Here is a 25,190-nt window from a genome sequence, read left to right as displayed (position 1 = left end):
CGCGCGGCCCGTGTGCCGTATCAGTCGGCCGACTGTGACATCCCGCCCGGCGGCGTCATCGCCTGGGCGGGTTGCATGCTGAGCGGGATACCGGTGCCCGGCACCGTCTGCGCGGCGACCGGGATCTCCGGGGCGACCGGCTGTACCGGTTCCAGCGGGAGCGGCTCGTCCTCGCCCGCGTCGCCGTAGAGCTGAGTCGGGTAGTCGAGCGGGAACACCCCGGGGTTGACCAGTTGCGGGTTCGGTGACACCTTCTCGTAGGGCCAGACGTCGGTCGGCGGTGTCGGGTCGACCGCGAGGCCGCTGCCACCTCCGAGCCCTCCGGCGGATCCGGTGTCGGCGGCCTCCTGGACAGCGGGGGCCGGATGTGCGGGGGCCGCACCGGGTTCCGAGGACGCGGCGGTGTTGTCGACCGTCGGCGCGCCACCGTCCATCAGCGCGTAGGAACCACCGACCACCAGCCCGCCCGCCAGCACACTCGCCGCCGCGGCGGCCACCGCGGTGCCGCGGCGGGACCGCGCGGGCCCGGTGATCGGCGCCACCTTCGTGTCACCGAGCGCGACCAGTGCGGCACCGGCCGCGGGCGCGTAGCCGGCCAGCCGGCACGGCAGCACCGGCACCCCGAAGCCCGCGGCTGCCTCGCGCACGGCGGGCGCGTCGGCCGACGAGCCGATGAGCACCACCGCGCCGGGCCGCACCGATGCCGCATCCAGCTGGTCGCCCGCCGCCGCCACCCCGGCACGCAGAGCCTCGGGCGTGGACGGACCGGTCTGCGAGCACGCGGCGAGCACGCGGTGCCTGCCCGGATCGAGCAGGGTCATCGCCTGGTAGCCCGGCACCGCCTCGTAGACGAGCAGGGTGTCGAATTCGTCGAGCCAGGTCATCACGCCACCGACGAACAGGTGCGCCGACTTGGCCGACACCAGCGACGCCGAGCTCCACGGCGTGGTCGCCAGATGGGTGACGATGGCGCGGCGATCGGCGGCGTCGCGGTATCCGACTGCCGCACCGGCGATCTCGTAGTCGTCGCCGAGTTCGGAGGCGAGGGCGTCGAGCGCCACCCGTACCGCTTCGGCCGTCTCCGGTCTGCTGTCACCGGCGGTACGGACGGTGCGCCGCAGCACCATCCGATCGGTGAGGGTGCTGCCCGTCTCGGCGAGCGCGACCGCGTGCACGGCTCCACGCTCGGTGCTCACGCCGAGGGTTACCACTGATACTGCTGCCACCAGTCTTGCCTTCCCCTGTAGCGAAACGATGCCCCTGTGCGACGCGGTGCGGTACGAACCGCGAATCAGCGTGCGGATGCACGCACGCTCATCTGATGATTCGTCACCGGTCACGGGTCGGATGGGTGGGAATCACACCGGTTCCTGACACGCTTCGGGTATGCGGATGTCGTATAGGTCCCTCTAGCGCTAGCCTGGATGGGTGGAAGTACATGCGCAGGCCCGGTCCAAGCAGCACCGCCCGGACCCCGCGCTGGAATTGCAGGACGATCCACAGGAATTGATGCCGCGCAAGCGGCCCACCCAGGAGCGCAGCAAGCGCAAGTTCGACGCATTGCTGCAGGCTTCGCGAGAACTGCTGGTCGAGGTGGGTTTCGAATCGTTCACCTGTGAAGAGGTCGCCCAGCGCGCCGAGGTGCCGATCGGCACGCTCTATCAGTTCTTCGCCAACAAGTACGTGATCGTCTGTGAGCTGAATCGGCAAGACCTCGTCGCGGTTTCGCGCGAGCTGGCCGATTTCCACGGCGAGGTGCCGTCGCTGGACTGGTTGCGGCACATGAACCAGTTCGTCGATCACCTGGCGAATCTGTGGACCACCGATCCGTCGCGGCGCGAGGTGTGGCTGGCGATGCAGTCCACCCCGTCCACCCGGGCGACGGGCGCTTTGCACGAGAAGGAGTTCGCCGAGGTCGTGTCGCAGATGCTGCGGCCGCTCACCCCGCGCACTCCCCGCGCCCGGCGCACGATGATGGCCGAGGTGCTGGTGCACGTCGTCTATTCGATGCTCAACTTCTCGGTGCAGGACGAGCAGTCCAACGCCGACGCCGTCGCCGAACTCAAGCGGCTGATGGTGGCGTATCTGCTGGTCGCCGAGAAGGAGTCCAGGCACGCGAAAGGACCCGGGTCGGAGGAGTGACCTCGACCCGGGCCCGGAACGTCTGCGGCGCTAGGAGTTTCCTACCCGTCCTTCGATGAGGTCGGCTAGTTCACCCGGATCTTCGAGAACCACCATGGCCGCGGCAGTGTCGCCGTCGTGGGTCAGCGACAGGTGCACGCGCACGCGCGGCAGGAACTCCGCGGCCAGGCCGTGCAGTTTGATACTCGGCCTGCCCCACGCGTCGTTGACCACTTCGATCAGCGGATACGGGTTGTCCCCGATCTGCGGGCTGCGCGCGAAACGCGACGACGCCCAGGCTTTGAGCACCGCCTCCTTCGCGGCCCAGCGGGCGGCGAAGCTGCGGGCCGGGTCGGTCTGCTTGCTCTGGCAGTAGCGGCGTTCACCGGCGGTGAACGTCTCCCTGAGCATGGCCGACCCGGGCCGCTGCAGCTGTTCGGCGAACTCGGAAATGGTGACCAGGTCCAAGCCGATACCGAGAATCGTCACGAAGCGGCAGCCTACGACGCTTCGCTGGTCTGCGGAGCGGAACCGAGCAGCCCGGTCTCGCAACCGATTCCGTTGGCCCGGTACAGCCCCTGGTCGAGGCGCGCCGTCGGCGAGAGCAGCATGTCGGCCTCGAGCTGCCGGACCTGCTTGGCCGGGGTGCCGTCGGCGCCGAGGCGACGATCGGCCGGCTTCTCGTACAGTGCCGCGCCGCCGCACATGGCCTCGGCGAAACGCTGCCTGCCCGCCAGCTGACGTGCCTGCGCCCGCTCCTGGTACTCCGCCCGCGCGCCCGGTTCGATCGCGGCGAGGAACGCCTGCGGATGCACCACCGCGAGCAGACCCGACACGTGTCCGAAGCCGAGCGAGGTCACCAGACCCGCCTTGAGCGCGAACTTCTCGCCGAAGCGCAGCGGTTCGCGTGCCCACACCAGATGCGGGTAGGCCTGCATCTTCTCGTCGACACAGTCCAGGCTCCGGTTCGGCGGCACCACACCGTTTTCCAGCACCTGGCACAGGCCGATGAGCTGGAAGGCCGCCGCGCCGCCCTTGGCGTGGCCGGTGAGGCTCTTCTGCGACACCACGAACAGCGGTGCGCCCTCGCTGCGACCCAGTGCGCCCGCGAGCCGCTCGTGCAGCTCGGACTCGTTGGGATCGTTGGCGGCGGTGGAGGTGTCGTGCTTGGAGATCACCGCGATGTCGTCCGGGGTGACGCCGAGTTTGCGCAACTCGGCCGCCAGCCGCGAACCGCTGCCGCCACGCCCCGCACCCAGCGCACCGAGACCCGGTGCCGGGATGGAGGTGTGCACGCCGTCGGCGAAGGACTGCGCGAAGGCGAGTACGCCCAGCACCGGCAGGCCCATCTCCACGGCCACGTCACCGCGGGCCAGCAGCACGGTACCGCCACCCTGGGATTCGACGAAGCCGCCGCGACGGCGGTCGTTGGCGCGGGAGAAGTACCGGTCGCTGATGCCCTTGGCGCGCATGGCCGCCGAGTCGGCGGTGGCCGACATGTCACCGAAGCCGACGATGCCCTCGATACCGAGATCGTCGTAACCACCGGCGACCACGACCTCGGCCTTGCCGAGCCGGATCTTGTCGACGCCCTCCTCCACCGACACCGCCGCCGTCGCGCACGCCGCGACCGGGTGCACCATCGCGCCGTAGCTGCCGACGTAGGACTGCACCACGTGCGCGAGTGCGACGTTGGGCAGTGCCTCCTGCAGGATGTCGTTCGGGCGCGGCTCGCCGAGCAGGTTGTCGACGTAGAGCGAGCGCATCGAGGACATGCCGCCCATGCCGGTGCCCTGGGTGTTGGCCACCAGGCTCGGGTGCACCCAGCTCATCAGCTCGTCGGGACTGAAGCCCGCCGAGACGAACGCGTCGACGGTGCAGACGATGTTCCACAGCGCCACCCGGTCGATCGAGGCCGCCATGTCGGCGGAGATGCCCCAGATGGTCGGGTCCCAGCCGGTGGGGATCTGACCGCCGACCACGCGCGACAGCTTCGCCTTGCGCGGGACCCGGATCTCGGTGCCCGCCTTGCGGGTGACGGTCCAGTCGCTGGAATCGGCGACCGGGGTGATCACCGTGTGCTCGGGATCGGCCGTGTGGAACGCGCGGGCCTCGGCCTCGCTCGCCACCGTGAACGACAGGTCCTGGTCGAGGAACACCGAGGTGAGCAGCGGGGCGGCATTGTCGAGCATGGCGCCGTCGTCTTCGTAGCGGCGCACACCGCAGCGTTCGACGACGGTGTCGTGGTAGCGCTCGGCCACCTCTTCCTCGGGCACGAAGTCCCCGGATTCGGTGTCGTACCAGCCCGGCTTCGGCTCGTTCTCCCAGCGGATCAGACCGGTGGTCCAGGCCAGCTCGAGCACGCCCGCGGCCGACAGCTCGTCCTCGACCTCCATCTCGAAACGGGTGCGCGCGGAGCCGTACGGGCCGAGCTCGCCCGCGCCGACGATGACGACCATCTCGCTGAGATCGGCGGTCACCTCGCCCCATTCGGGCACCGGCAGCGCCGAGCTCATGGTCGGCGGTGCGGGCAGCGCGGCGATGGTCGCGGCGGTCGCCGCTTCCTCCTCGGCCGCGGCCGCGGCTTCCTGTGCCTGCTTGGCCAGCGCGGGCAGGTCGAGCTTGGCGCGGGCCAGGCCGCCGGTGAGGTCGATCTGCTGCGGGCCGGTGACCGTCACCTGACGGGCACGCGAGGTGCACCACTTCAGCAGTTCGTCGGCCATCTCGGTGGTCGACCAGGTGTGCACGCCCGCCGCCTCGACGGCCTCGACCATCGGGTCGTTGTGCCCCATCAGCCCGGTGCCGCGCACCCAGCCGATCAGCGCGTGCACCAGGGTGACCCGTGCGGCCCACGACTTCTCGGCCCGCCACTTGGCGACCACGGCGTCGAGCGCGGCCTTGGACTCGCCGTAGGCACCGTCGCCACCGAAGAGGCCACGGTTGGGCGAACCCGGAAGCACCACATGCAGTTTCGCGTCGACGTCATGATCGGCGCCGAGGGCGGACAAGCCGCCGATCAACCGCTCCACCGACCACAGCAGCACGCGCATCTCCATCTCGGCACGCGCACCGGCGTCGGCGAGATCACCCGCGACGCGCGGCGCCGCGAACGGCAGCAGCAGCGTCGGAGTCATGGCGTCCTTGACCTTGATCTTGGCGCCACCGGCGTTGTCGACCTGCTCGGACCCGACCCACTCGATGAGCGCGTCCAGATCCTGGTAGGAGGCCATGTTGGCGGGGACGACCCACAGCGCCGCGCCGTGGCGGGCGTTGTCGCGATACAGCGAACGGTAGAACCGCAGCCGTTCGTCGTTCAGGCTCGAGGTGGTCACCACCACGGTGGCACCGCCGGCGAGCAGCTTGCCGGTGACGGCGGCGGCGATGGAACCCTTGCTGGCACCGGTGATCACGGCGACGTCGTCGGACCACAGCCCCGGTTCGCTGGTGTCGAGGGCGACCTGCGCGATCTGCGCGTACACCCCGGCCAGCACCGAGCGGGCCTCGTGCATGGCCCGCTGACGCCACCAGTTCGCCTGTGCTGCAACCGCTTCCCCGGCACCGTAGTAGCCGTCGATCGACAGCTGGGCGGTCTCGGCGTCGTTGCCGAGCCACATCTTGGCGAGATCCTCGCGGGCGGTGGCCCAGCGGTCGTCGATGAGGACGGCCTTGCGAGCGTCGAACGCGGGAGCGACCAGACGCGGCCAATCCGAACCCAGTTCGGCCGACACCAGGTCGACGAGGGTATCGGGGGTGGCTTCGGGTGCGCTCACCTGCTCGCTGAGGCCGAGCTGCTCGAGCACCACGCGAGCCGCCGTGGCGAGCACGCCGTCGCGACCGGTGATCTGCTCGGTGAACTCACCCAGCGCGGCCGCGTCGACGGTGCCGCCCGACGCGCCACCGGCCGAGGGCAGCGAGACCGCGACCCCGCGCCGGGCGGCGACAGCCTGCACGGCCGCGTCGATGGCGGCATCGACGGAGGCAGCGTCGGTGAGAGCGCCACCGACGAGTCCGCCGAGGTCCCCGCCGCGCACGCTGGCACCTTCGCGGGTGCCGAGCGAGACCTCGGCGGTGACGTGGCTGGCCCAGCCGTCACCGAGTTCCCAGACCTTCTTGACCCGGTCGGCGATGGCGGCGGGCCGCTTGCCCGACGGCCCGAAGACCTTGCGCAGGTGGTCGCCGATGGCGTCGGTGAGCACGGTGCCGAACGGCTTGTAGGTGCGGGCCAGGCGTTCGACGGTGGCCGCGAGCGCGCCCATGTCGGCGTCGGCGGCACCGTCGATGGCACCGAGCGAGAGCTCCGCGCCGAGGTCGACCAGCAGCTGGTTGCGCCGCGAGGACACACCGTCGCAGAGGCTTTCGATGGTGTCGACCGGGCCGATCTGATCCAGGCGCAGCTTGGTCCACAGCGCGATGAGCACGCGGGTGGCGTCGGCGGCGGTGAAGGCGATGTCGTCGGGGCGCGGTCCGCCGGTCGCCACCGGTGCGGCGGCCACGGGAGCGGCTGCGGCAGCGGGGGTTTCGGCGGCCGGGGTCTCCTCGATGTCGTCCTCGACCGGCGCGGGATCGGTGTCGGTGGAGTAGACGACCGCGGCGTCGCGCTCGACATTGACCACCTCGACCGTCGCCCCACCGAACGCGGGCAGCTTCAGCGTCTGGCTCGCCAGGTTCGCCACGGTCGGAGTGGCACCGAGACCGATCTCGACGAAACGCTCCACGCCGAGACCACCATGGGCGGTGTCGGTGAACAGCAGGTCCTGGGTCTCGATCCAGCGGACCGGGCTGGCGAACTGCCAGGCCAGCAGCTCGATCAGCACCACGCGGCACAGTTCGGCGTCGCGCTCGGCCCAGCTGTCGAAGTCGGCGAGCACCGCTTGCAGCGGCTCCGACGGCACGAGTTCGGCGATCTCGGTGAGGAATTCACGCTCCAGCGAGAACGGCCGCGGCACCAGGTTCGGGATGTAGCGCCCGACGAGCACCTCCGGGTGTACCTCGGTGGGCAGCAGCTGCTCGAGCTTGTGCCGGAACTCCGGCACGCCGTCGCGCAGCACCGAGGAGTGGAACGGCACGTCGATACCGGGGACCAGGATGAACGCCCGCTTGCCACCGAACTCGGCGCGGCGACGGTCGATCTCGGTCTCCAGGGCTTCGAGCCCGGCGACGGTGCCCGCGATGGCGTACTGCGAGCCGCGCAGGTTCAGATTCACGACCTCGAGGAATTCACCGGTCGCTTCGCCGATGCCGGTGACGAAGTCGATGACCTCGTCGTCGGGCAGGGCGATCTGCGACGGGCGGATGGCGGCCATCCGGTAGTCGCTGCGACCCTGCGCGTCACGCGGGACCAGCTCGTGCATGGCCGAACCGCGCTGGAACACCACCTCGAGCACGGCTTCCAGCGGCAGCACACCGGCCACGGCGGCGAGTGCGTTGTACTCACCCACCGAGTGCCCGGCCAGCATGGCGCCTTCGACGAAGGCACCGGCTTCGCGCAGCTCGGCGACCTGGGCGACACCGAGGGTCGCCATGGCGACCTGGGTGAACTGGGTCAGGTGCAGCACACCGTCGGGGTGACGGTGTTCGACACCGCGCGCCTTGAGGTAGGTGGGGTTGTCGCGCACCACCGCCAGGATCGAGAAACCGAGTGCTTCGCGGGTGTGCGCGTCGGCACGCTCCCACACCTGCTTGGCCGCCTTCGAGCGGGTCAGTGCGTCCAGGCCCATCCCCTTGCGCTGGATGCCCTGCCCGGGGAAGGCGTACACGGTCTTCGGGGCGGCGGTGCGCCCGGTCGCGGTCATGACCAGGTCACCCTCGACGCGGCAGGAGACCTCGACGATCTCGGCGCCGGCGTCCACCGCGATCCGCTCCACCCGCACGTCCACGGTCGCGCCGGGGCGCACCATGCCGAGGAACCGGGTGGTCCATGCCGTGAGAGTGCGTGCGGGAACGGAGCTTTCGGGATCCACCGCCACCACGGCGTGCTGGGCGGCGGCCGAGAGCCACATGCCGTGCACGATCGGGCTGCCGAGGCCGGCCAGCTTGGCGGCGGCCTCACTGGTGTGGATCGGGTTGTGGTCGCCCGAGACGGCGGCGAAGGCGTGCATGGCGCGCGGCGCGGCCATGCTCACATCGCGACGGCGGCGACGCGGGGTGTCGGTGGCCGCGCCGGACACGGACCCGGCGGCCCGCGGCGGGTCGGTGAGTTCACCGGCGCCGTTGCGGCCACGGATGGCGAACCGTTCGACCAACCGGGCCAGCGGGGTGGCGTCGAGGCCCTGATCGAGGATGACGCCGATGCTCACGGCCACCTCGACCACGCGACCCATATCGGTGTCGACCACTTCGCCGCCGTCGGCGCGGACGACGAGAATCGCTGTCTCCGAGGGCAGTTCGGCGAGCAGTTCGATCTGGTGATCCAGGTGGACCAGGTCGAGCATGCCCTCGATCACCGAACCGCCGGCGGGCGTGCGGGCCGCGCCGAGCACCGCGAAGACAGCGGGCCAGCAGGCGCCGACGAGCACGTCGGGTGCGGTGCGGCCGAGGGTGCTGAGCGTCTCGGGCAGACCCGAGCCGGTGACGCCCGCGTGGTCGGCGATCAGATCCGGTTGCCAGGCCAGGTTCAGATGTGCCACACCGGATTTCACGTCGGGCAGCGATGCACCGGCGGCCACGCCGAGCAGGGCGGACATGGCGGTTTCGGCATCGGCTTCGGTGATGACCGGCGCCCCGCCGGAGTACACGCTCGTCGGGACGGTGATCCGGATCCGCACAGCGTCCTTGCCGAGCAGCGGAACAACCAGCTCGACGTAGCTGAATTCGGCTTCCGGGCCGGTCGTTTCGGTCAGGGTGGCACCGGTGCCAGTATGCACCGCGCTGCCCTGCTCGACCACCCACTCCGATACCGCGCCGAGGCGATGCACCGGGTTGACGGTGGTGCGCCCGGCCCACTGCACATCAGGGGCCGCCAGCACCGTGTCGATCGGGCCCGCGACCACACCGGCCACCCGGCGCGCGTCCACCGGCGCCGGGGTGACACCCGAGCGGACCAGGCTGAACGCGGCGTCCTGCTCGAAGCGGTCGAGCAGCTCACCCACCGGCTCGTCGACCCGGGTGATACCCGCGACGGCGACGGTGCCGGGGATGACGCACACCTGGTCGGCCGAGTAGCGCGGGTCATGGGCCTGCCACAGCGAATCCGAGCGCCACCAGCGGCGCACATCGGCGTCGATGACGGGCACGAAGTTCACCGGCTTGCCCGGCGTCTTGCACAGCGACACGAAGAACGGCACGTCCGCCGGATGCAGCACGGTCTCGGCGACGGCCGGGTACTGCTTCTTCAGCGCGCACAGCGCCTGCACGGGGTGCTCGAAGTCGGCGTCGTCGGCGAAGAGGGTTTCGATCTCGCCGCGGTCGGCCGGGTGCAGCCGGGCCTCGGTGCGGCGCATCATCTCGGCGAACCGGTCGCGCCAGCTGATGTCGAGCCAGTCCGAGCGCGTGGCGTCGCGAATGGCGTCACCGATATCGCTGCCGCAATCGAAGGAGATCGGGACATCGCTGGAAACGGCCAAGGAGACATAGCGTTCCAGCCACTGCTGGTAGGTCATGGTCGCCACGTCGCCGAAGTACGGCTTGGCGGTGGCATCGAGCGCGGCGATGATCTCGTCGCGGCGCGCGGCCACGGCGTCGGCGTCACCGGCGACCTCGTCGAGCAGGCGGCCGGTGCGCGAGGCGGCGTTGTCGATCTCGTGGATGTCGGCACCGAGCTGGCTACGGCCCGAGGCCATGCCGCCGCTCGCGGTGCCCGCGCCGACCCAGTCGGGGGTGCCAGGGGTGTCGACGAGCAGCTGCTTCACCTCGGGGGCGGTGGTTGCCTCGAGGGTGGCCATGGCCGCGGTGCCGACCAGCACGCCGTCGAGCGGCATCACGGGGTAGCCGTGGTTGCTGGCCCAGGTACCCGTGAGGTAGTCGGTGGCGCGCTCGGGGGTGCCGATGCCGCCGCCGACGCAGACGACCACGTTGGCGCGGGCGCGCAACTCGGCGTAGGTGGCCAGCAGCAGGTCGTCCAGGTCTTCCCAGGAGTGGTGCCCGCCCGCCTTGCCACCTTCGATGTGCATGATCACCGGGTAGTCCGGCACCTCGTCGGCGATCCGCAGCACCGCCCGGATCTGGGCGACGGTGCCCGGCTTGAAGGCGACGTGGCTGATACCCACCTCGGTGAGCTCGGCGATCAGCGCGACGGCTTCGTCGAGTTCGGGGATACCCGCGGTGACGATCACGCCGTCCAGCGGCGCACCAGCCGCGCGCGCCTTCTGCACGAGCCGCTTGCCGCCGAGCTGCAGCTTCCACAGGTACGGGTCGAGGAACAGCGAGTTGAACTGCACCGCGCGGCCCGGCTGCAGCAGCTGACGCAGTTCGGTCATCCGGTCGGCGAAGATCTGTTCGGTGACCTGTCCACCACCGGCCAGCTCTGCCCAGTGCCCCGCATTGGCCGCCGCCGCAACGATTTTCGCGTCGACCGTGGTCGGCGTCATGCCGGCGAGCAGGATCGGTGAACGGCCGGTGAGGCGGGTGAACGCGGTCTCCACGACGATGCGGCCGTTGGGCAGGCGTACCGGCTTGGGCGCGAACGCCGACCACGGCACCGACGGTTCGGGCGCCGCACCCGGGGTGAGAAGGCTGCGCTGCCCCGCGCGCGTGGCGGCCGCGACGACACCGACACCGGTGCCCTTGAGCGAACCACCGGTCAGGCGCGAGAGCAGGTCACCGGGGCCGAGGTCGAGGATCCACTGGGTGCCCGCCTCGACGGCGGAGTCGACGATGGCGACCCAGTCGATCGGGTCGACCAGGATCTGCTGGGCGAGCGAGGCGGCCAGGTCTACGTCGAGCTCGCACTGACGGGCCCAGCCCGCGACCACGTCGACGGTCTCGGCCAGCGCCGGATGATGGAAGGCGACGTCGACGGTCACGTCTTCGAAGACCGGCGAGAACACCGCGCCACCACGGATCTTCGCCTCGCGCTCACGGTTCTGTTCCTCGTGCAGCTGCGCGCAACGCGCCCGCACCCGGTCGATCTGCGCGGGCGCGCCCGACAGCACGACCCGCCTGCGCCCGTTGCGGATCGACACCACCGCGGCCTGCGCCGGGTCGACCCCTTCGCTCACCTCGGCGACGATCGCGCGCAACTGCTCAGGATCGACATTCGACACCGCCACCATCGGCGAGCGCTCCCCCACCGGCATCAGCCCGCGCCTGCGCGCGATCAGACCGGCGGCCGCACCGACGAGCTGGGCAATCGCCAGCAGCTCTGCGTCGCGCGCGCCACCGGCCCGCACCGCCTCGGCGGCGAACAGCCCCTGGGAGTGCCCGATTACGGCGACCGGCGCGTGCTCGGCCGGGTCGAGACCCTGCAGCCGCAGCGCGCGAATCGCCGCGAGCTGGGTGAGCAGTACGCCGGGCATCGATACGGCCGCCGACCGCAGTACCGCGTCGGCCGGCGCCGAGGACGGCTCCTCCGGCTCGTCGAGTTCGCTCTCGAGCACCCAGCCCATGGGGTCGAACCCGCCGGGACGAACCATCAGCAACTGGGTGGCAACCGGATCTACCAGCGCCGCGGCCTCGCCGACCAGCGCCGTCAGCTCGGATTCCAGCGCGCTGTCGCGCCCGATCTCCTCGAGCTCACGCAACCACTGCGCGCCCTGCCCACCGAAGGCCAACGCGTATCCCGCGCCACCGCGCAACTGCTCGAGCAGCGACACCCGGACACCCGTTGCCCGGCCACGACCTTCGGCTTTCGCGGTCGACCCCGTGCCCATCTCGGTGCTCTCGTTGATCGTCAAGTCGCTCGACTTCCTTCTCCTGGCGCTCCGCCCACCGACGGCACGCACACGTATCCGGCAGCCCCTCGGGCCTGTTAGAAGCCACGATCGCACAAAATCATGAGGAAAGCCTCACGTTTCCCGCCCCCACGGCAGCTACCACCCAGTATTTCCGCACGCCCGTACCACTTTATTCTGAAACATGACCCCGCCTCATGTTTGAACCCGCAGGTGAGGCCCTACTGTCCGTTTGCAAAACATGAGTGCCCCTCATATTGACCTTTACCGAATCGTTATAACCCCAGGTCGTGTTACCCACCAGTACGCCACGCCGCCCCAACGCTTGGGAGAGCCCGATTCGCCCGGTAGAGTTTGGACGGTCGTACACATCCAGCGCGAGTGGCGAAATTGGCAGACGCGCCAGATTTAGGTTCTGGTGTCCACGGACGTAGGGGTTCAAGTCCCCTCTCGCGCACAGATTCCTGACCTTCGGGTCAGATCAGGGCTGATCGGACGGCGCCGAGTGGGCCCCGCGCGTGTCTAGAACCCGGCGCGTGCGAGAAACGTCTCGGCGTCCTGCACGGTGACCAAGTGGCTCACCTTCAGCCACAGGCCGGTGCGGCGGTCGAGGTACTCCATGAGGTTCCGAGACCCACCGTCCGCGTTGCATGAACCACCGCCCCTGCTCGCTTGGGCGCGGCAGACTCGGTGAGTTGCGAGGGGACTTCGGACGACGGCGTCGCCGGTCCGGCCGGTGGCGGTGCGCCGCAGTTTACTGTTCGAGTAGCCGGAGTATCTCCGCCGTACCTTCTGTAGGACGCATTGCGGCGAGCTCCCGAGGGGTTTTTCCGCTCGCGAGGCCTACCTGCGGGCCCATCCGAACATCGACCCGTGCTCCTGCCCGCAAGAGAGCTCGGATGCACTCGGGCGAGCCGCCGATTGCTGCTGCGCACAGCGGCGGCCACTCAGTCGGAAGATCCGGATTCATGCCATGGTCGAGCAGTAGCCTCACCGTCTCGGCATGTCCCTTGTCCGCGGCCTTCGAAAGAGCTCTCGGCTCCACCTCGATTCCCTCGGCCAGCAGGTACGCGAGGATCTCGGTTCTGCCCCACTCCGCAGCCCAGCCGGAAAGAGTGCCTCCCGGCGCGGTGGCGCTCGCCAGGTCGACGCCGGCCTCGTGAGCGCGTCGCACCTCGTCGATGTCGCGACGAATGACAGCCATTACGAGATCGAACTCTTCCGCTCCGAGCACCACATCAGTATCCCCGCAGCAAAACCCCCGGTGCGGCTGGGCTTTTCACCACAGCGGCACCGGGAGTCCCGAAGCAGGGGCAGCTACAGACCTACATTGTCAGGGCAGAACTTGCGGAACGACCTCCGGATTCACATGGCCCACAACGCCACCGATGATGGCACCGATTGCCGCGTGGGGAAGAACGCCGAGGAGGAGGCAGATCGGGTAGCCCACACCCAAGACGATCGCGGACGGGATGCAGTTGACCAGCGTGGCCAGCGCACCAAGACCGGCACCGGCGAGAGCACCATTGACCACCGGGTCGGAGTTCTCGGCCTTCGGATTGGTCGCGACCTCTTCCACCTGGTTCTCGATCACGTCCGAAACAACGGGGGCGGTTGCCTCGGAAATCGCGGGAGCTGCCACCTCCGAAACCAAGCCTTCGTCCGAAAGCTCGGCGGCCTGCGGAATCGAAGGCTCGGCATCCTGCGAAATCACAGCGCCCGCCGGGACGGCGGATCCGAACGAAAACGCGGCAACGGCCGTCGCGAAGTTGTCCCCCGGGACGGCCAGCACGGTGGCCGGCTGAGCCTGCTGGTCGGCGGCGGCGTCCGCCGACGCGACGCCGCTACCGGCGAAGGCGACCGCCACAACTACGGGCAGTGCACCGAGGAGAATGTTGCGGGTTGAACGCATGAACATTGACTACTCCCTCTCGACCTTTTGCCCCCCAAAGCTGGACCAAGCGAATGTCGACCGGGCTATTAGTAATAGCCGAAAGATATTAAATCAATATTTGTGATCTATTTCACATCTGCGCCGATCGACCAATCCATTCTTTGGTTCAGATCCGCGATCGATATGCGAATCACCTTTCGCGCACAGTTTTGAAACACGCATGCCGCGTTCGGAATTCGGCGTGATTGCCCGGCTCACGGTCGGCGGCGCCGTGGTCTCGCCGGGATGAACGGCCCCCCTGGAGATGGCCGTCCGAAAGTCACCGCTGATTCTCGGCGGCCGAGAAGGTTCGAGCTGAGTTTCGCGCTGAGTAAAAGCGCTGTCCGCCACCTGGATAAAGAACGAGGCAGTAGCCACCTCGCTCACGGGCTGTGCGGTTGTTGCGCTCACTCAGCCGGAGCTGCGCGTCGACATAGTGGGCGAACGTGGCCGCGATCTGAATGTCCTCGTCGGGACTTCCATCCGTCCATCGCAGAACCGGTCCGTCGAATCCGCCGACTGCACGCACGTAATCGAACGTATAGCCCTGATGGGTGAGAACGATGGCGGCGTCGGGCGGTAGTGTCCACCTGCCGCCCACGTCTTCGACGATCTCCCGTGCGTCGTCACACAGCCGATCGAAGCATCGGATACCCCCGCGATCGCTCCCTCGGAAGAGGTCACCGCACGCCTCACCCATCTGCAGCAGGTACTGACGAAACACCTCAGGGAACCGCCCGCCGATCCGCTTCTCGACAGCCTCGAGCTCCGCGTCGGTACAGCCCTCGAAGGTGGTGAGCCGTGCCCGATGCCGGTCGATCAACTCTTGCGGCGTGTCGACAAAGACATACTCCGGCGTGCGCGCGAGCGCGATCAGTCGCGACTTCCATTCTTCGACAACGGCATCGGCGGTCAGCTCCCCGGACATAGACCAGATCGTCGCACGGCCGTTCGCTGCTGCACCACCGAAAATCTGCGGCTCTTCTGGCGGTGTCACCGCTGTTGATCAGCATCGACGTGTGGGCTGGTGTCGCCGCGTCGACAACGCACGTCGACGCGGTCAGCGCAGCAGTGCACGCAGATAGCGGCGGCGGTAGTGGCGCTGGGCGACGAGCAGGATCGGAAAGATCGTCCGCCAGAATCCGGTCGGCGCGGGTCGGGTGAGCGACCTCAGTGTGAATTCCACGGTCCCGTCAGGTCGTCGATGCACCACGAACGCCTCCTCACCACACACCGGATGCCCCGGCAGGGTGCCATAAGCGAACCCACACCTGTCCTCGGTATCGACCACCGCCACCACCCGCACGGGTTCATGGATCGACAGCGGCCCCCACCCCACGCTCACCCGATACTCCGCGCCGACAGCGACGGTCCCATCCGGGACGACCCGAAACCCACTGCGCCGCTTCACACCCCAGCACAACACCGCCTGCCTCGCCGCTTCACACACCTGCTCACCGTCCCCGATCACCACGCAGGTCTCGAATCGCTGGAACCCGTCGGGACCTTCGGCCCACATGCGCTCGGCGGGGCAGGTCGAGCCTGCGGGTGCGTAGGTCAGATCGTGCATGCCTACGACGGTACTTTTCCGCGACAACGGCGGCGGTCAGCACCGGGGACAGGGACCAGATCGTCGCACGGCCTATTAGCATCGACGTGTGGGTTTGGTGTTCGACGGGCGCGGGTCCGATTCGCCGTGGGTTTCCACGGTATGGACCTGTCGTAGCGAGCACGTGGCGGAGATGACCTCCGTGGCGACCGAAACGTGGGGATTGGTCTTCTGGGACCAGGACGGTGTGCGCGGAGCCGCGGTGACGGGGCCGGAGAGCCGGGCGGGAACGGCGCCGGTACCCGAGGGCGCCAGTTTTCTCGGTGTCCAGTTCGCCGTCGGCACCTCGTTGCGTACCGTCGCGACATCGTCCCTGGTAGACGGTGGAGTCATGCTGCCGGACATCACCGACCGCGGCTTCTGGCTCGACGGAGCACGCTGGGAGACACCACACCCGGACGACGCCGAGACGCTCGTCGGACGGCTGGTCACGGCGGGCGTGGTCGGTCGCGACCAACTGGTCGTCGAGGCACTGCGTGGTGCACAGCCCGCTGTCGGTGAGCGGACACTCGAACGCCGATTCCGCACCTCCACCGGCCTCACACAGGGGGCGGTCCGCCAGATCGAACGCGTCCGCACCGCGGCTCAGCTGCTGAGTGCGGGTGAGACGGCGGCCGATGTCGTGGCCAAGCTCGAGTACTACGACGAACCCCACCTCGCCCGCGCGCTGCGACGCTATGTCGGGCGCACAGCGCGGCAATTACGCGAAGGTGCGGGCGGGGCGATCGCGCTCGGTCAGCGCACCACGTCGTAGACGAGTTTCGCCACACCGTTGCTGTAGGTATCCGAATCCCGCAGCCGCAGTTGCTGTTTCGGTCGGTCCGAATGGCTGAAGAGGTTCTTGCCCGCGCCGAGCAGGACCGGGAAGACCAACAGGTTGTAGCGGTCGATCAGGTCGGCGTCACCGAGAGTCCGTGCCAGTTCGGCACTGCCGTGGATGAAGATGGCCCCACCGTCGGACTGCTTCAGCTTCTCCACGTCCGCGACGGTCCGCAGGATCGTGATGTCACCCCAGCCGTCGATCAGATCGTCCTCGGACAGTGTCGAGGACACCACATACTTGGGCAGATCCTTGTACGCGGCGTGGTCTTCGGAATCCCGCCAGATCGGCGCGAACGCCTCATAGCTGCGTCGCCCGAACATCAGCGCCGAGGTCTCCGCGAGCTCCTCCCCCTTGAGCGAATACGCCTCCGGCACGAACTCGGTCTGCATGACCCACCCACCACTGCGATGCCCTTCAACGGTGCCACCGGGCGAATCGACCACTCCGTCGAGCGACATGAATCCCGTGTAAACCAGCTCGCGTGTCATGCGATTCCTCCTGAAGATCGTGCGTCGGACTGCACTCACCCTAAGTCGAGGCACCAACGCCCGTCTTGGACGAAACCGACACGATCACCCCGGCCGGAGATCAGGCGGACCGAGCTCTCCACTGCCTCGGTGAACGCCGTGATCCGGGCCACCTCGACTCGGTGTCCGCCGGGCACGGCCGATCCGGCCGGAAGCACCCTCCCGGCCGGATCACCCAGCGCATCACACCAATTCGGGTACGCGCAGGTGCGCGAAGCCGAGCCGGAACTCCGCTACATCGAGGACGTCGGCGCTCAGGCTGCGCGAGGCCGCGGCCCTCATCCGGTCCGTGTGTTCGCGGCTGCTGTCCAACTCCTCGACACTCGACCAGACGGTGGAGCCGACCGCACGCCCGGTTTCCCGGTCGACGAACAAGCTGGCGCTGCGGAACCCTTCGAGCTCCTCGAACGCAGGCAGCAGTCTGTTCTTGAATGTGTCGATCAGCAGGTCCATCCCGGCCGGATCCACCTGCAACCAGGTGCATCGGGTGCACGCGCGCGGGCCTGCCAGATGTTCGCGGTGCATGACGGCAACATCCCATTCGTCGATCTTCTCCAGCCGCCCACTCATCGCCTGGGCCAGACCGTCACGCAACGGCTGGGCACGCGACTGGCTCGACTGCAGCGCTTCCTCCGAATCCCACGCGGTCGTGGCGATGCAACGTCCCGTCGCCCTGTTCACCATCAGCGACAGGCCGACCCATCCGTCGAGCTCGGGCAACTGCGGCATCACGTTGTTACGGAGGTACGCGATCCCGCTGTCGATCGAAGACGGCTGAGCCGCGATAGTGCTCGAACGTGCGTACACAGGCAACCTCCTGCTTCTCCAAGAGTGGCGCCCCCGGTGGACACCACCGGACATACCCACTGTCCTCCGCACCGGCCGTCCGCACAATGCCGCACACCAACACCTCGCCCGACCTCGGAATTTCGGCGAAATAGTCAGGCAACAAGTATTGACAGCAGGAGAAATCGGAGCAGACTGGAGACATACCGGAGCACCGGAAAATGGCTACGCTACCGACAGAGACGTCCGTCGACAGCGGTGAGTTGTTTTTCAGGATCCGGCTAAGCCCCCGGCAAGCCAGTCGAATTCCGGAGCTGTCAGCGACGACTGATAACCCACGGTTCGATGGAGACTACCGGGGACTGTTCTGTGTGGGGGTATCTCTCAATCGAGGAAGTAGGCGAGAGCCTTCTCCTCGGAATCCAGGATCTCGTGCACAGCCACGCCGAGTTCTACCGCCAGCTCGATCGATCCGGTCAACGCAACCTGGATGTCGGGCGAGAAGGCCCGTTCGAGCAACCCGAGAAAGTCCGACATGCCCCGATCCAGCTGCGCCAGTACCTCCTGGTACTCGGCGGCCAGCTGCTCGTCGAGGACGCGCTGCTCGTCGAGGTAGCGCTCGATCAGCGCCGCCTCACGCTTCGACAGCGACGACGCGACGGCCTTGTACATCACCGTGCCGATCGTGGTGCCGATGACAGCTCCGAGAACAGGAATGGGGATCGTCGCCTGGCCGACGAACGACGACAGCGCGCGCACAGCGGCCTCCAAGGCCACGAGCTCGGCGTTCTCGATGAACGCCAGTTCGTCGATCTCGTCGCGACGCAGCTTGTTCGCTTGCTCTGCGATACCGAAAGAAGCGGTGACTATCGAGCTCGCGACGGCGGCGGAGGTAGCGGTGAAATTCGTGAGCGCATAGATACTCAGACCTCGGACACCACCCTTGCCGAAACCCATGCCGGCCCCGCCCGCGATATCAGCCCAGTCCTGCGCACTGAACTCAGTGAGCCGCTTGCCTTCTCGGCGCCTGGCGACCACGGCCAGCACGAACGCGGTCCCGCCCGCAAGTGTGGCGGCGGTCAGGCCCGCCGTCGCGCCTTCTCGCAGAGTGGGCAGGCTCTGCTGGTAGGCAACGTCGCGTGCGGACTGGTCTGCGGCGAGAAGCGATTCTTTCTCTGCCGCCATCGTCGAGGAGTAGGCATCGCGCTGCACGGCCCCGCCGGGCACCTCATCGCACGCAACCTCGCCACCGCACCGGAACGGATACGTCCCGCGGTCACTTTCCTGACTCTGTTCATCGGGGTCGCCGCGGGCACGCTGTCCATGCAGAGCATCGAGAACCGTCACGGCGCCGCAGGCACCGACGGGGAACTGATGGCGACCATCAACTACCTGGTGGTATTCCTCATCGCCGCGTTCATGGCAATCGCCTTGTCCAACAACCTGATCGCCTCCATCGCCCGCCGCCACCCGGAGTTCGCCACCATGCACCTCATCGGCGCGACGGCGAGCCAGTCACAACGGATGCTCGTCGGCGAGGCCGCAGCAGCCGTCATCATCAGCGCTGTCACCGGTGCGTTCGGCGCGTTCGTCACCACCGTCCCGTTCGCGGTAGTGAAGACCGGTGATCTGCTCGCCGCGTTCGCTCCATTGCCCTATGCGCTCGCCGTCGTGCTCGGTGCGGGCACGACGGTCGGGGTGACCGCGGCGGCAGGCCGTCGAGCGGTTCGAGCAGCTGCGGCGTAACAGGACCGTCGGCCGACCGGATAGCCGTCAACCGGTCGGCCCGACGTGTGCTGAGCGCAATCGACCGGATTTCGTTCTCGGACAGACGGTTCCGCTACCGCGCGGCCCATTCGCGGAAAGCGGCGACGAACTCCTCGGGTGCGTCCGACTCCACATAAGTTCCCGCACCCTCGACGATCACGGACTTGTGAGCGACGAATGTCGCTTCGAGTCGCTCACGCTCCTGAGCGCGGAAGGCGATGTCGGCGTCACCCCACACGATCAGCGTCGGCAGGTGAGCGATGGCGGCGAGTCCGGCCTCGATTTCGGCGAAGAATGCCCGGCTGGCCAGGACACGGCCGGGCAGCACGGCGCAAGCCTGACGGCGCTCCGGCGTATCCAATGCCTTGCTGTAGTGCGACATTTCGGCCGCTGTCGGCTTGCGCCTCCGGTGTCCCGTGGGAATGAAGGTGTTGACCAGCAGATTGAACCGGCGGATCAGGAAGCGGCTCAGCGGCCCGCCGGCGAGGCGGCCGAAAGCCTCGAAGTGGAGAATGCCGTTGACCGGCCAGGCCCAGGTGTTGGCAAGCACCAGCCGATCGAAGACGGCAGGCCGACGCTGCACGACAGCCAGCCCGATCGTGCCACCCCAGTCCTGCCCGACCAGGGTGACGCCGTCGAGGCCGAGCTGGTCGACGAAGGCGGTGACCACGTCGGCGTGTTCTTCCGGCAGGTAGCCGTAGCCGGGCTTCGCCGTCGACAACCCGAACCCGGGGTAGTCCAGGGCGATGCATCGATAGTCGGGGCGCAGCTCACGGATCACGTCGCGCCAGAGGAACGACCAGGTCGGGTTGCCGTGCAGCAACAGCAGTGTCGGGCCGGATCCCTCGTCGACGTAATGCACGGTGTGCCCGTCGATCTCGACGAATCGGCTCTCGAACGGGAACAGTTCGTCGTCGACCCAACCGGGCCGCACGCTGTTGGTTGTGTCGGCCATGGTGGTCTCCTCAGAACTCGACATCAGAGTATGCTTGAGGATCTCACGCGCACTTTAGAATTTCAAGCGATAGTAGGTGATGATGCGCAGCTACGGTCAGTACTGCGGGCTCGCCCGAGCCATCGAAGTTGTCGGCGACCGATGGAATCTGCTCATAGTCCGGGAACTCCTCCTCGCCCCGGCCCGCTACCGCGACCTTCTGGAAGGCCTTCCCGGCATCGCGACGAATCTGCTGGCGGACCGGCTCCGAGACCTCGAGGCTTCGGGTGTGGTCGAGCGGCGGTTGACCGGCGAGGGCAGCATCGTCGAGTACGCCCTCACACCGTGGGGTGCCGAGCTGCGCGAGCCGATCGAAGGCTTGATCCGCTGGTCGACGCCGCTGATGAGCCGCGGCCCGACCGAGGGTGACTCGTTCCGCCCCGGGTGGCTCGCGCTCGCGCTCCCCGCCTTGCTCAACGCACGGGTCGAGCTTCGCCGTGCGGTGACGATCGGCCTCGAGATCGATGCGGAGTTCTTCCAGCTGCGCGGTACCCGGTCGGGCTTCGAGGTCGGGCGACACGACGGCCGCGAACTCGACGCAGGCGTACGCGCCGATCCCGGATGCCTTCTCGGCCTCGCTGCGGGCGCGCTGACGCTGGATGAAGCGCGCGCCCTCCAGTTGGTCGAGATCCATGGCGACGAGTCGGTCGTCGACAACGTTTTCGGCGGCTGACCGGGCGCATCCTGGGCAGCTGTCACCGCTACCGTTTGCGCATTGATTCGATATACGTCAATATCGATGTATGTCGAAGTCGGAGCTGAACCTGATGGTCGAGGCCGCGTGCTGCGCGGAACCGGTTGTTCGTGATCCCTTGACCCACACCGAGGCGGCCGAGCTCGCCGCGGTGTTCAAGGCGTTGTCGGATCCGGTGCGGCTTCGGTTGCTGTCGCTGGTCGCGAGTCGCGCCGGTGGTGAGGCGTGCGTGTGCGACATCTCCGACGGTGTGGAGGTGAGCCAGCCGACCATCTCCCATCACCTCAAGGTGCTGCGCGAGGCCGGGCTGCTCACCAGTGAGCGGCGTGCCTCGTGGGTGTACTACCGCGTGGTGCCCGAAGCGTTCGCCCGCATTTCCAGCGCGCTGAGCACCGAGGATGTGCACGCGTGAGCACGGCGACCACCGCCGAGCAGCCGCCCGTCGTCGGCAAGCTGTCGACCCTCGACCGGTTCCTTCCGTTGTGGATCGGTGCGGCGATGCTGGCCGGAATCCTGTTGGGGCGCATGATTCCCGGCCTCGGCGACGCTCTCGGTGCGGTGGAGATCGACGGTGTTTCGCTGCCGATCGCCATCGGTCTGCTGATCATGATGTACCCGGTGCTGGCCAAGGTGCGCTACGACCGGCTCGACACCGTCACCGGCGACCGCAAACTCCTCATCGGCTCCCTGGTGCTGAACTGGGTGCTCGGCCCCGCCCTCATGTTCGCCCTGGCCTGGATCTTCCTGCCCGACCTGCCCGAATACCGCACCGGCCTGATCATCGTCGGCCTGGCCCGCTGCATCGCCATGGTCATCATCTGGAACGACCTGGCCTGCGGTGATCGCGAGGCCGCCGCCGTGCTGGTCGCCCTGAACTCGGTGTTCCAGGTGTTCATGTTCGCCGTGCTCGGCTGGGTCTACCTGTCGGTGCTGCCCGGCTGGCTCGGCCTGGAACAGACCACCATCGACACCTCCCCCTGGGAGATCGCGAAATCGGTCCTGATCTTCCTCGGCATCCCCCTGCTGGCCGGGTACCTGAGCAGGCGCATCGGGGAACGGACCAAGGGCCGCGACTGGTACGAGTCGACATTCCTGCCCAAGATCGGGCCGTGGGCGCTGTACGGGCTGCTGTTCACGATCGTGATCCTGTTCGCGCTCCAGGGCAGCCAGATCACCTCCCACCCGTGGGACGTGGCACGTATCGCGCTGCCGCTGCTGGTGTACTTCGCCGTGATGTGGGGTGGCGGTTACGCGCTCGGGGCCGTCATGGGCCTGGGCTACGCGCGCACCACCACCCTCGCGTTCACCGCGGCGGGCAACAACTTCGAACTCGCCATCGCCGTGGCGATAGCCACCTACGGCGCCACCTCCGGCGAGGCTCTTGCCGGTGTTGTCGGGCCGTTGATCGAGGTCCCCGTTCTTGTAGCCCTGGTGTACGTCTCGCTGGCGCTGCGCAACCGATTCGCCGGTGCTACGCCGGCTTTCACTTCCGAGGACATGAAATGAGCGGCAAACCGTCGGTGCTCTTCGTCTGCGTCCACAACGCCGGACGATCCCAGATGGCACAGGGGTTCCTCACCCACCTCGCGGGCGATGCGATCGAGGTCCGTTCCGCGGGCAGCGCCCCCGGCGACACCCTGAATCCCGCCGCCGTCGAAGCCATGGCCGAACTCGGCATCGACATCACCGCCCAATCCCCCAAAGTCCTCACCCCCGAAGCAGTCGAGACGTCCACAGTCGTCATCACCATGGGCTGCGGCGACGCCTGCCCCTACTTCCCCGGCATCGACTACCGGGACTGGAAGTTGGACGATCCGGCAGGCAAGGGCGTCGAATCGGTGCGCCCGATCCGCGACGAGATCAAGAAACGCATCGAGGATTTGATCGCCGAATTGCTGCCGACCCGCCTCTGAACCGGAAGTGTGGTCACCGTCGACATGGTGAAGTATCCAAGTGGAGAAACCTGCAGGTCTCGATGCACACTTCGCACGGCGGGCACGCGCCACTCAGTGGAAGCCGACAGCCCCGGACGGATTGACGGAGCGCGAGTACCTACTCCAGTTCGCCGCGCGCCCAGGCATGTTCATCGGTTTCACCACGGTTCGTGGCGTGACGTGCTTCCTGAACGGCTACGACTACGCGGCTCGCCGGACCGGAGGTCGAGGTCTGGACGGCTTTCGCGAGTGGCTTCTCGCCAACCACCTTCGTCGCGAGAGTAGCCTCTGCTGGTCGGGTTTGGTTACGCAGATTGCGCTGCCCGCGCGCGACGACGAAACAGATCTCAGTCCTGAGCAGGAACTCCGCGTCGTCGAGGTCTTGTTCGACCTGCTCGATCAATTCCTGGCTGAACGTGCGGACGTCGTCTGAATCCGATTTCCGTCCATCAGTCGGCGGAGGCACAGCCGGAGGGCGCTCTGCATCCGGTGACGTATCTGTTCGATCGGCTGCACTCTCTGACAGACGAAACGAACGATGGGACAGGGCAATGCGGGTCGGGGTCGTGGGTTTGCGGATGGGGTTGCATCTGGCGATGTGGTGTCGTCGGCTGGGGATGGAGGTGGTCGCCGCGTGTGATCGGGATGCGGCACGACGGGGCGAGGCGGCCGATGCTGCCTGGGACTACCTTCTTCGGGAAATGGACCGCGCTTCTCGATCACCCCATGGATGCCGTGGTGCTGGCCAATGACTTCGACGAACACGCACCCTTGGCCATCGCCTTCCTTGATCGGGGCATCCACGTCCTGTCGGAATCGGCTGCCTGCGTGGACGAGCGGCAGGCGGCGGCGTTGCTCGCGGCAGAGCGGCGGTCGTCGGCCACCTATTCGTTCGCCGAGAACTACGTGTTCCATCCGCATGTGAATCTCATCCGGAAAGCCTTGGCGGACGGGGAGATCAGCCGGCCAACCCTGACCGAGGCCGACTATCTGCACGCCATGTCACCCGCCGACGTGACGGGCCTGATCGGCGATCCCGCGCACTGGCGAGGACGCATCGAACCGACGGCCTACTGCACCCACACGCTCTTTCCCTCACCGGTGAGCTGCCGGTCGAGGTGTCGGCATACCCGGTCGACACCGCCGATGCGCTAGCGGCGGTCGTCATGGCGGTCCGGCTCAGCGGGGGCGGGCTGGCGATCAGCAGGCACGGGTTCCTACAGGGCGAGCCCGACAGCCACTGGAGCTGGGTTTCGGTGCGCGGCACCGAAGGGCTGGCGGAATCGGTGCGGGCGCCCGGCGATCGCGCCTGGTCGGTGCGGGTGCGCACCGAAGGATGGGTGGGCGGCGCCACCGTCGACGAAGAACGCGCGCCCACACCCAGGTATCTCGCCGACGGCACACCAGTCGAGCCGAAAGCCGAGGGCACGGTCCGCATCCTCGAGGGGTTCCGCGCATGCGTCGAACACGGCGCAACCGTTGGTTCCGGTAGAACAGGCGATCGCGGCATCGCTGGTCGGCGTCGCGGGAGCGCGGTCTCTCCGAGAGGGCTCCCGCCCGATCGAAATGCCGAAACTGTCCGAGTGAACTGCCGCACACCACGGCCGGCCCCGCCGCTCTCGACACCTGACGTAGGTAGCCGCGGACAGCCATTCGTCGGAGGCCGGGAGAATGGCGGGATGGCAGGTGGCGTCGAAGCTCAGTTGAGTGCGTTGCTCGGACCGTTGCGGCGGGCGGTACTGCGGCGGACGCGGGCGCTGGCGGGACTGCCCGATCTGCCGGAGGCGCAGATCGAGCTGCTGAGATTGCTTGTGGCACATGATGGTCTGGCGCCGGGGCGGGCGGCGGACGAGCTCAAGGTGGCGCAGTCGACGGTGAGCAATCTGGTTCGGACGATGGCCGATCTGGTGGATCGGGTGCCGTCGACCGAGGACGGACGCGGTGCGGTGCTGGTCGCGTCGGCGCGGGCGCGGGAACTGCTGGTCAGGTACGACCGGGCCAGTGCGGCGATGCTGCGGGACTCGCTGGCGAAACTGTCATCGGCGGATCGACGGGCGCTGGAAACCGCCGTGCCCGCCTTGCAGCGGCTGCTGTCCGTGCTGGACGAATAGGTCGCACACTCTTCCGTCTGTGAGGCCGGTCACCTACAGTAGTTTTGTTTCAAAAGTATTTCAC

At 67.9% G+C, this 25,190-nt stretch carries 21 protein-coding genes and 1 tRNA gene; 11 read left to right on the top strand and 11 right to left on the bottom strand.

The genetic code is table 11. The features are described from left to right. Positions 1-20: 20 nt before the first annotated feature. Positions 21-1,226 carry a hypothetical protein gene (locus LDL21_RS17230; RefSeq protein WP_225280948.1) on the bottom strand — a complete coding sequence of 402 codons (1,206 nt, stop codon included), beginning with the start codon at positions 1,224-1,226 and terminating at the stop codon, positions 21-23. Positions 1,227-1,509: 283 nt separating this feature from the next. On the opposite strand from LDL21_RS17230, the gene LDL21_RS17225 reads away from it, so the two are divergent. Continuing rightward, on the top strand, positions 1,510-2,142 hold the full coding sequence (locus LDL21_RS17225; protein ID WP_084457458.1) for a TetR/AcrR family transcriptional regulator: 633 nt from the start codon (positions 1,510-1,512) through the stop codon (positions 2,140-2,142). Between the two features lie 30 nt (positions 2,143-2,172). Here LDL21_RS17225 and acpS read toward each other — a convergent pair whose 3' ends face one another. Together acpS and LDL21_RS17215 are read right to left on the bottom strand one after the other, a co-directional pair. Next, positions 2,173-2,610, bottom strand: a complete 438-nt coding sequence (gene acpS / locus LDL21_RS17220; RefSeq protein WP_067486057.1) for a holo-ACP synthase AcpS — start codon at positions 2,608-2,610, stop codon at positions 2,173-2,175. Between the two features lie 11 nt (positions 2,611-2,621). Beyond that, a complete protein-coding gene (locus LDL21_RS17215; protein WP_372462196.1) occupies positions 2,622-11,951 on the bottom strand; it encodes a fatty acid synthase subunit beta domain-containing protein in 9,330 nt (3,109 codons plus the stop codon). Positions 11,952-12,323: 372 nt separating this feature from the next. Here LDL21_RS17215 and LDL21_RS17210 point away from each other — a divergent pair. Then, positions 12,324-12,405: transfer RNA gene (locus LDL21_RS17210), tRNA-Leu, on the top strand. A 297-nt stretch (positions 12,406-12,702) separates the two neighbouring features. On the opposite strand, the gene LDL21_RS17205 is transcribed toward LDL21_RS17210, so the two are convergent. The 4 genes from LDL21_RS17205 to LDL21_RS17190 all read right to left on the bottom strand — a co-directional run bounded on the left by LDL21_RS17205 (position 12,703) and on the right by LDL21_RS17190 (position 15,451). Continuing rightward, positions 12,703-13,182, bottom strand: coding sequence for an ankyrin repeat domain-containing protein (locus LDL21_RS17205; protein ID WP_225280946.1), 480 nt, complete (start codon positions 13,180-13,182; stop codon positions 12,703-12,705). 99 nt (positions 13,183-13,281) lie between these two features. After that, positions 13,282-13,860, bottom strand: coding sequence for a hypothetical protein (locus LDL21_RS17200; RefSeq protein WP_225280945.1), 579 nt, complete (start codon positions 13,858-13,860; stop codon positions 13,282-13,284). A 301-nt stretch (positions 13,861-14,161) separates the two neighbouring features. Then, on the bottom strand, positions 14,162-14,809 hold the full coding sequence (locus LDL21_RS17195) for an SMI1/KNR4 family protein (RefSeq protein ID WP_225280943.1): 648 nt from the start codon (positions 14,807-14,809) through the stop codon (positions 14,162-14,164). A gap of 132 nt (positions 14,810-14,941) precedes the next feature. Continuing rightward, positions 14,942-15,451: a DUF1990 domain-containing protein gene (locus LDL21_RS17190; RefSeq protein ID WP_225280941.1), complete on the bottom strand. Its 510-nt coding sequence runs from the start codon at positions 15,449-15,451 to the stop codon at positions 14,942-14,944. Between the two features lie 88 nt (positions 15,452-15,539). Here LDL21_RS17190 and LDL21_RS17185 point away from each other — a divergent pair, with 88 nt between their 5' ends. Beyond that, complete coding sequence (locus LDL21_RS17185) at positions 15,540-16,244, top strand: helix-turn-helix domain-containing protein (protein WP_225280940.1); 705 nt, start codon at positions 15,540-15,542, stop codon at positions 16,242-16,244. Here the strand turns inward: LDL21_RS17185 and LDL21_RS17180 are convergent. From LDL21_RS17180 to LDL21_RS17170, 3 genes are all read right to left on the bottom strand, one after another. Further along, positions 16,226-16,801 carry a dihydrofolate reductase family protein gene (locus LDL21_RS17180; RefSeq protein WP_225280938.1) on the bottom strand — a complete coding sequence of 192 codons (576 nt, stop codon included), beginning with the start codon at positions 16,799-16,801 and terminating at the stop codon, positions 16,226-16,228. The genes LDL21_RS17185 and LDL21_RS17180 overlap by 19 nt on opposite strands. Before the next feature lie 222 nt (positions 16,802-17,023). Beyond that, positions 17,024-17,647, bottom strand: coding sequence for a hypothetical protein (locus LDL21_RS17175; RefSeq protein ID WP_225280937.1), 624 nt, complete (start codon positions 17,645-17,647; stop codon positions 17,024-17,026). 363 nt (positions 17,648-18,010) lie between these two features. Beyond that, positions 18,011-18,811, bottom strand: a complete 801-nt coding sequence (locus LDL21_RS17170; protein ID WP_225280936.1) for a hypothetical protein — start codon at positions 18,809-18,811, stop codon at positions 18,011-18,013. Between the two features lie 138 nt (positions 18,812-18,949). Here LDL21_RS17170 and LDL21_RS17165 point away from each other — a divergent pair, with 138 nt between their 5' ends. Continuing rightward, positions 18,950-19,372 carry an FtsX-like permease family protein gene (locus LDL21_RS17165; protein ID WP_225280935.1) on the top strand — a complete coding sequence of 141 codons (423 nt, stop codon included), beginning with the start codon at positions 18,950-18,952 and terminating at the stop codon, positions 19,370-19,372. Positions 19,373-19,466: 94 nt separating this feature from the next. On the opposite strand, the gene LDL21_RS17160 is transcribed toward LDL21_RS17165, so the two are convergent. Further along, positions 19,467-20,348 (bottom strand): alpha/beta fold hydrolase, encoded by an 882-nt coding sequence (locus tag LDL21_RS17160; protein WP_225280934.1) that lies wholly within the window; start codon positions 20,346-20,348, stop codon positions 19,467-19,469. 82 nt (positions 20,349-20,430) lie between these two features. On the opposite strand from LDL21_RS17160, the gene LDL21_RS17155 reads away from it, so the two are divergent. The 7 genes from LDL21_RS17155 (at position 20,431) to LDL21_RS17125 (ending at position 25,126) form a co-directional block, all read left to right on the top strand. Then, positions 20,431-21,060, top strand: coding sequence for a winged helix-turn-helix transcriptional regulator (locus tag LDL21_RS17155; protein WP_225280933.1), 630 nt, complete (start codon positions 20,431-20,433; stop codon positions 21,058-21,060). 94 nt (positions 21,061-21,154) lie between these two features. Next, the gene (locus tag LDL21_RS17150) at positions 21,155-21,493 is read left to right on the top strand and encodes an ArsR/SmtB family transcription factor (protein ID WP_372462202.1); all 339 of its coding nucleotides are present in this window, start codon (positions 21,155-21,157) and stop codon (positions 21,491-21,493) included. Further along, the gene (gene arsB / locus LDL21_RS17145; RefSeq protein ID WP_225280931.1) at positions 21,490-22,587 is read left to right on the top strand and encodes an ACR3 family arsenite efflux transporter; all 1,098 of its coding nucleotides are present in this window, start codon (positions 21,490-21,492) and stop codon (positions 22,585-22,587) included. Before LDL21_RS17150 ends, arsB begins: the two co-directional genes overlap by 4 nt. Then, positions 22,584-22,994, top strand: a complete 411-nt coding sequence (locus LDL21_RS17140; protein ID WP_225280930.1) for an arsenate reductase ArsC — start codon at positions 22,584-22,586, stop codon at positions 22,992-22,994. Before arsB ends, LDL21_RS17140 begins: the two co-directional genes overlap by 4 nt. A gap of 40 nt (positions 22,995-23,034) precedes the next feature. Beyond that, positions 23,035-23,448, top strand: coding sequence for a hypothetical protein (locus LDL21_RS17135; protein ID WP_225280929.1), 414 nt, complete (start codon positions 23,035-23,037; stop codon positions 23,446-23,448). A 293-nt stretch (positions 23,449-23,741) separates the two neighbouring features. Further along, positions 23,742-24,170: a Gfo/Idh/MocA family oxidoreductase gene (locus LDL21_RS17130; RefSeq protein WP_225280928.1), complete on the top strand. Its 429-nt coding sequence runs from the start codon at positions 23,742-23,744 to the stop codon at positions 24,168-24,170. 524 nt (positions 24,171-24,694) lie between these two features. After that, entirely contained in the window at positions 24,695-25,126 is a 432-nt protein-coding gene (locus LDL21_RS17125) for a MarR family winged helix-turn-helix transcriptional regulator (RefSeq protein WP_225280927.1), read from the top strand. The last annotated feature ends 64 nt before the right edge of the window (positions 25,127-25,190 follow it).

It is taken from the genome of Nocardia rosealba (genome assembly GCF_020216065.1).
GTDB lineage: Bacteria > Actinomycetota > Actinomycetes > Mycobacteriales > Mycobacteriaceae > Nocardia > Nocardia rosealba.
This window is presented reverse-complemented; position numbering and strand designations above follow the sequence as displayed.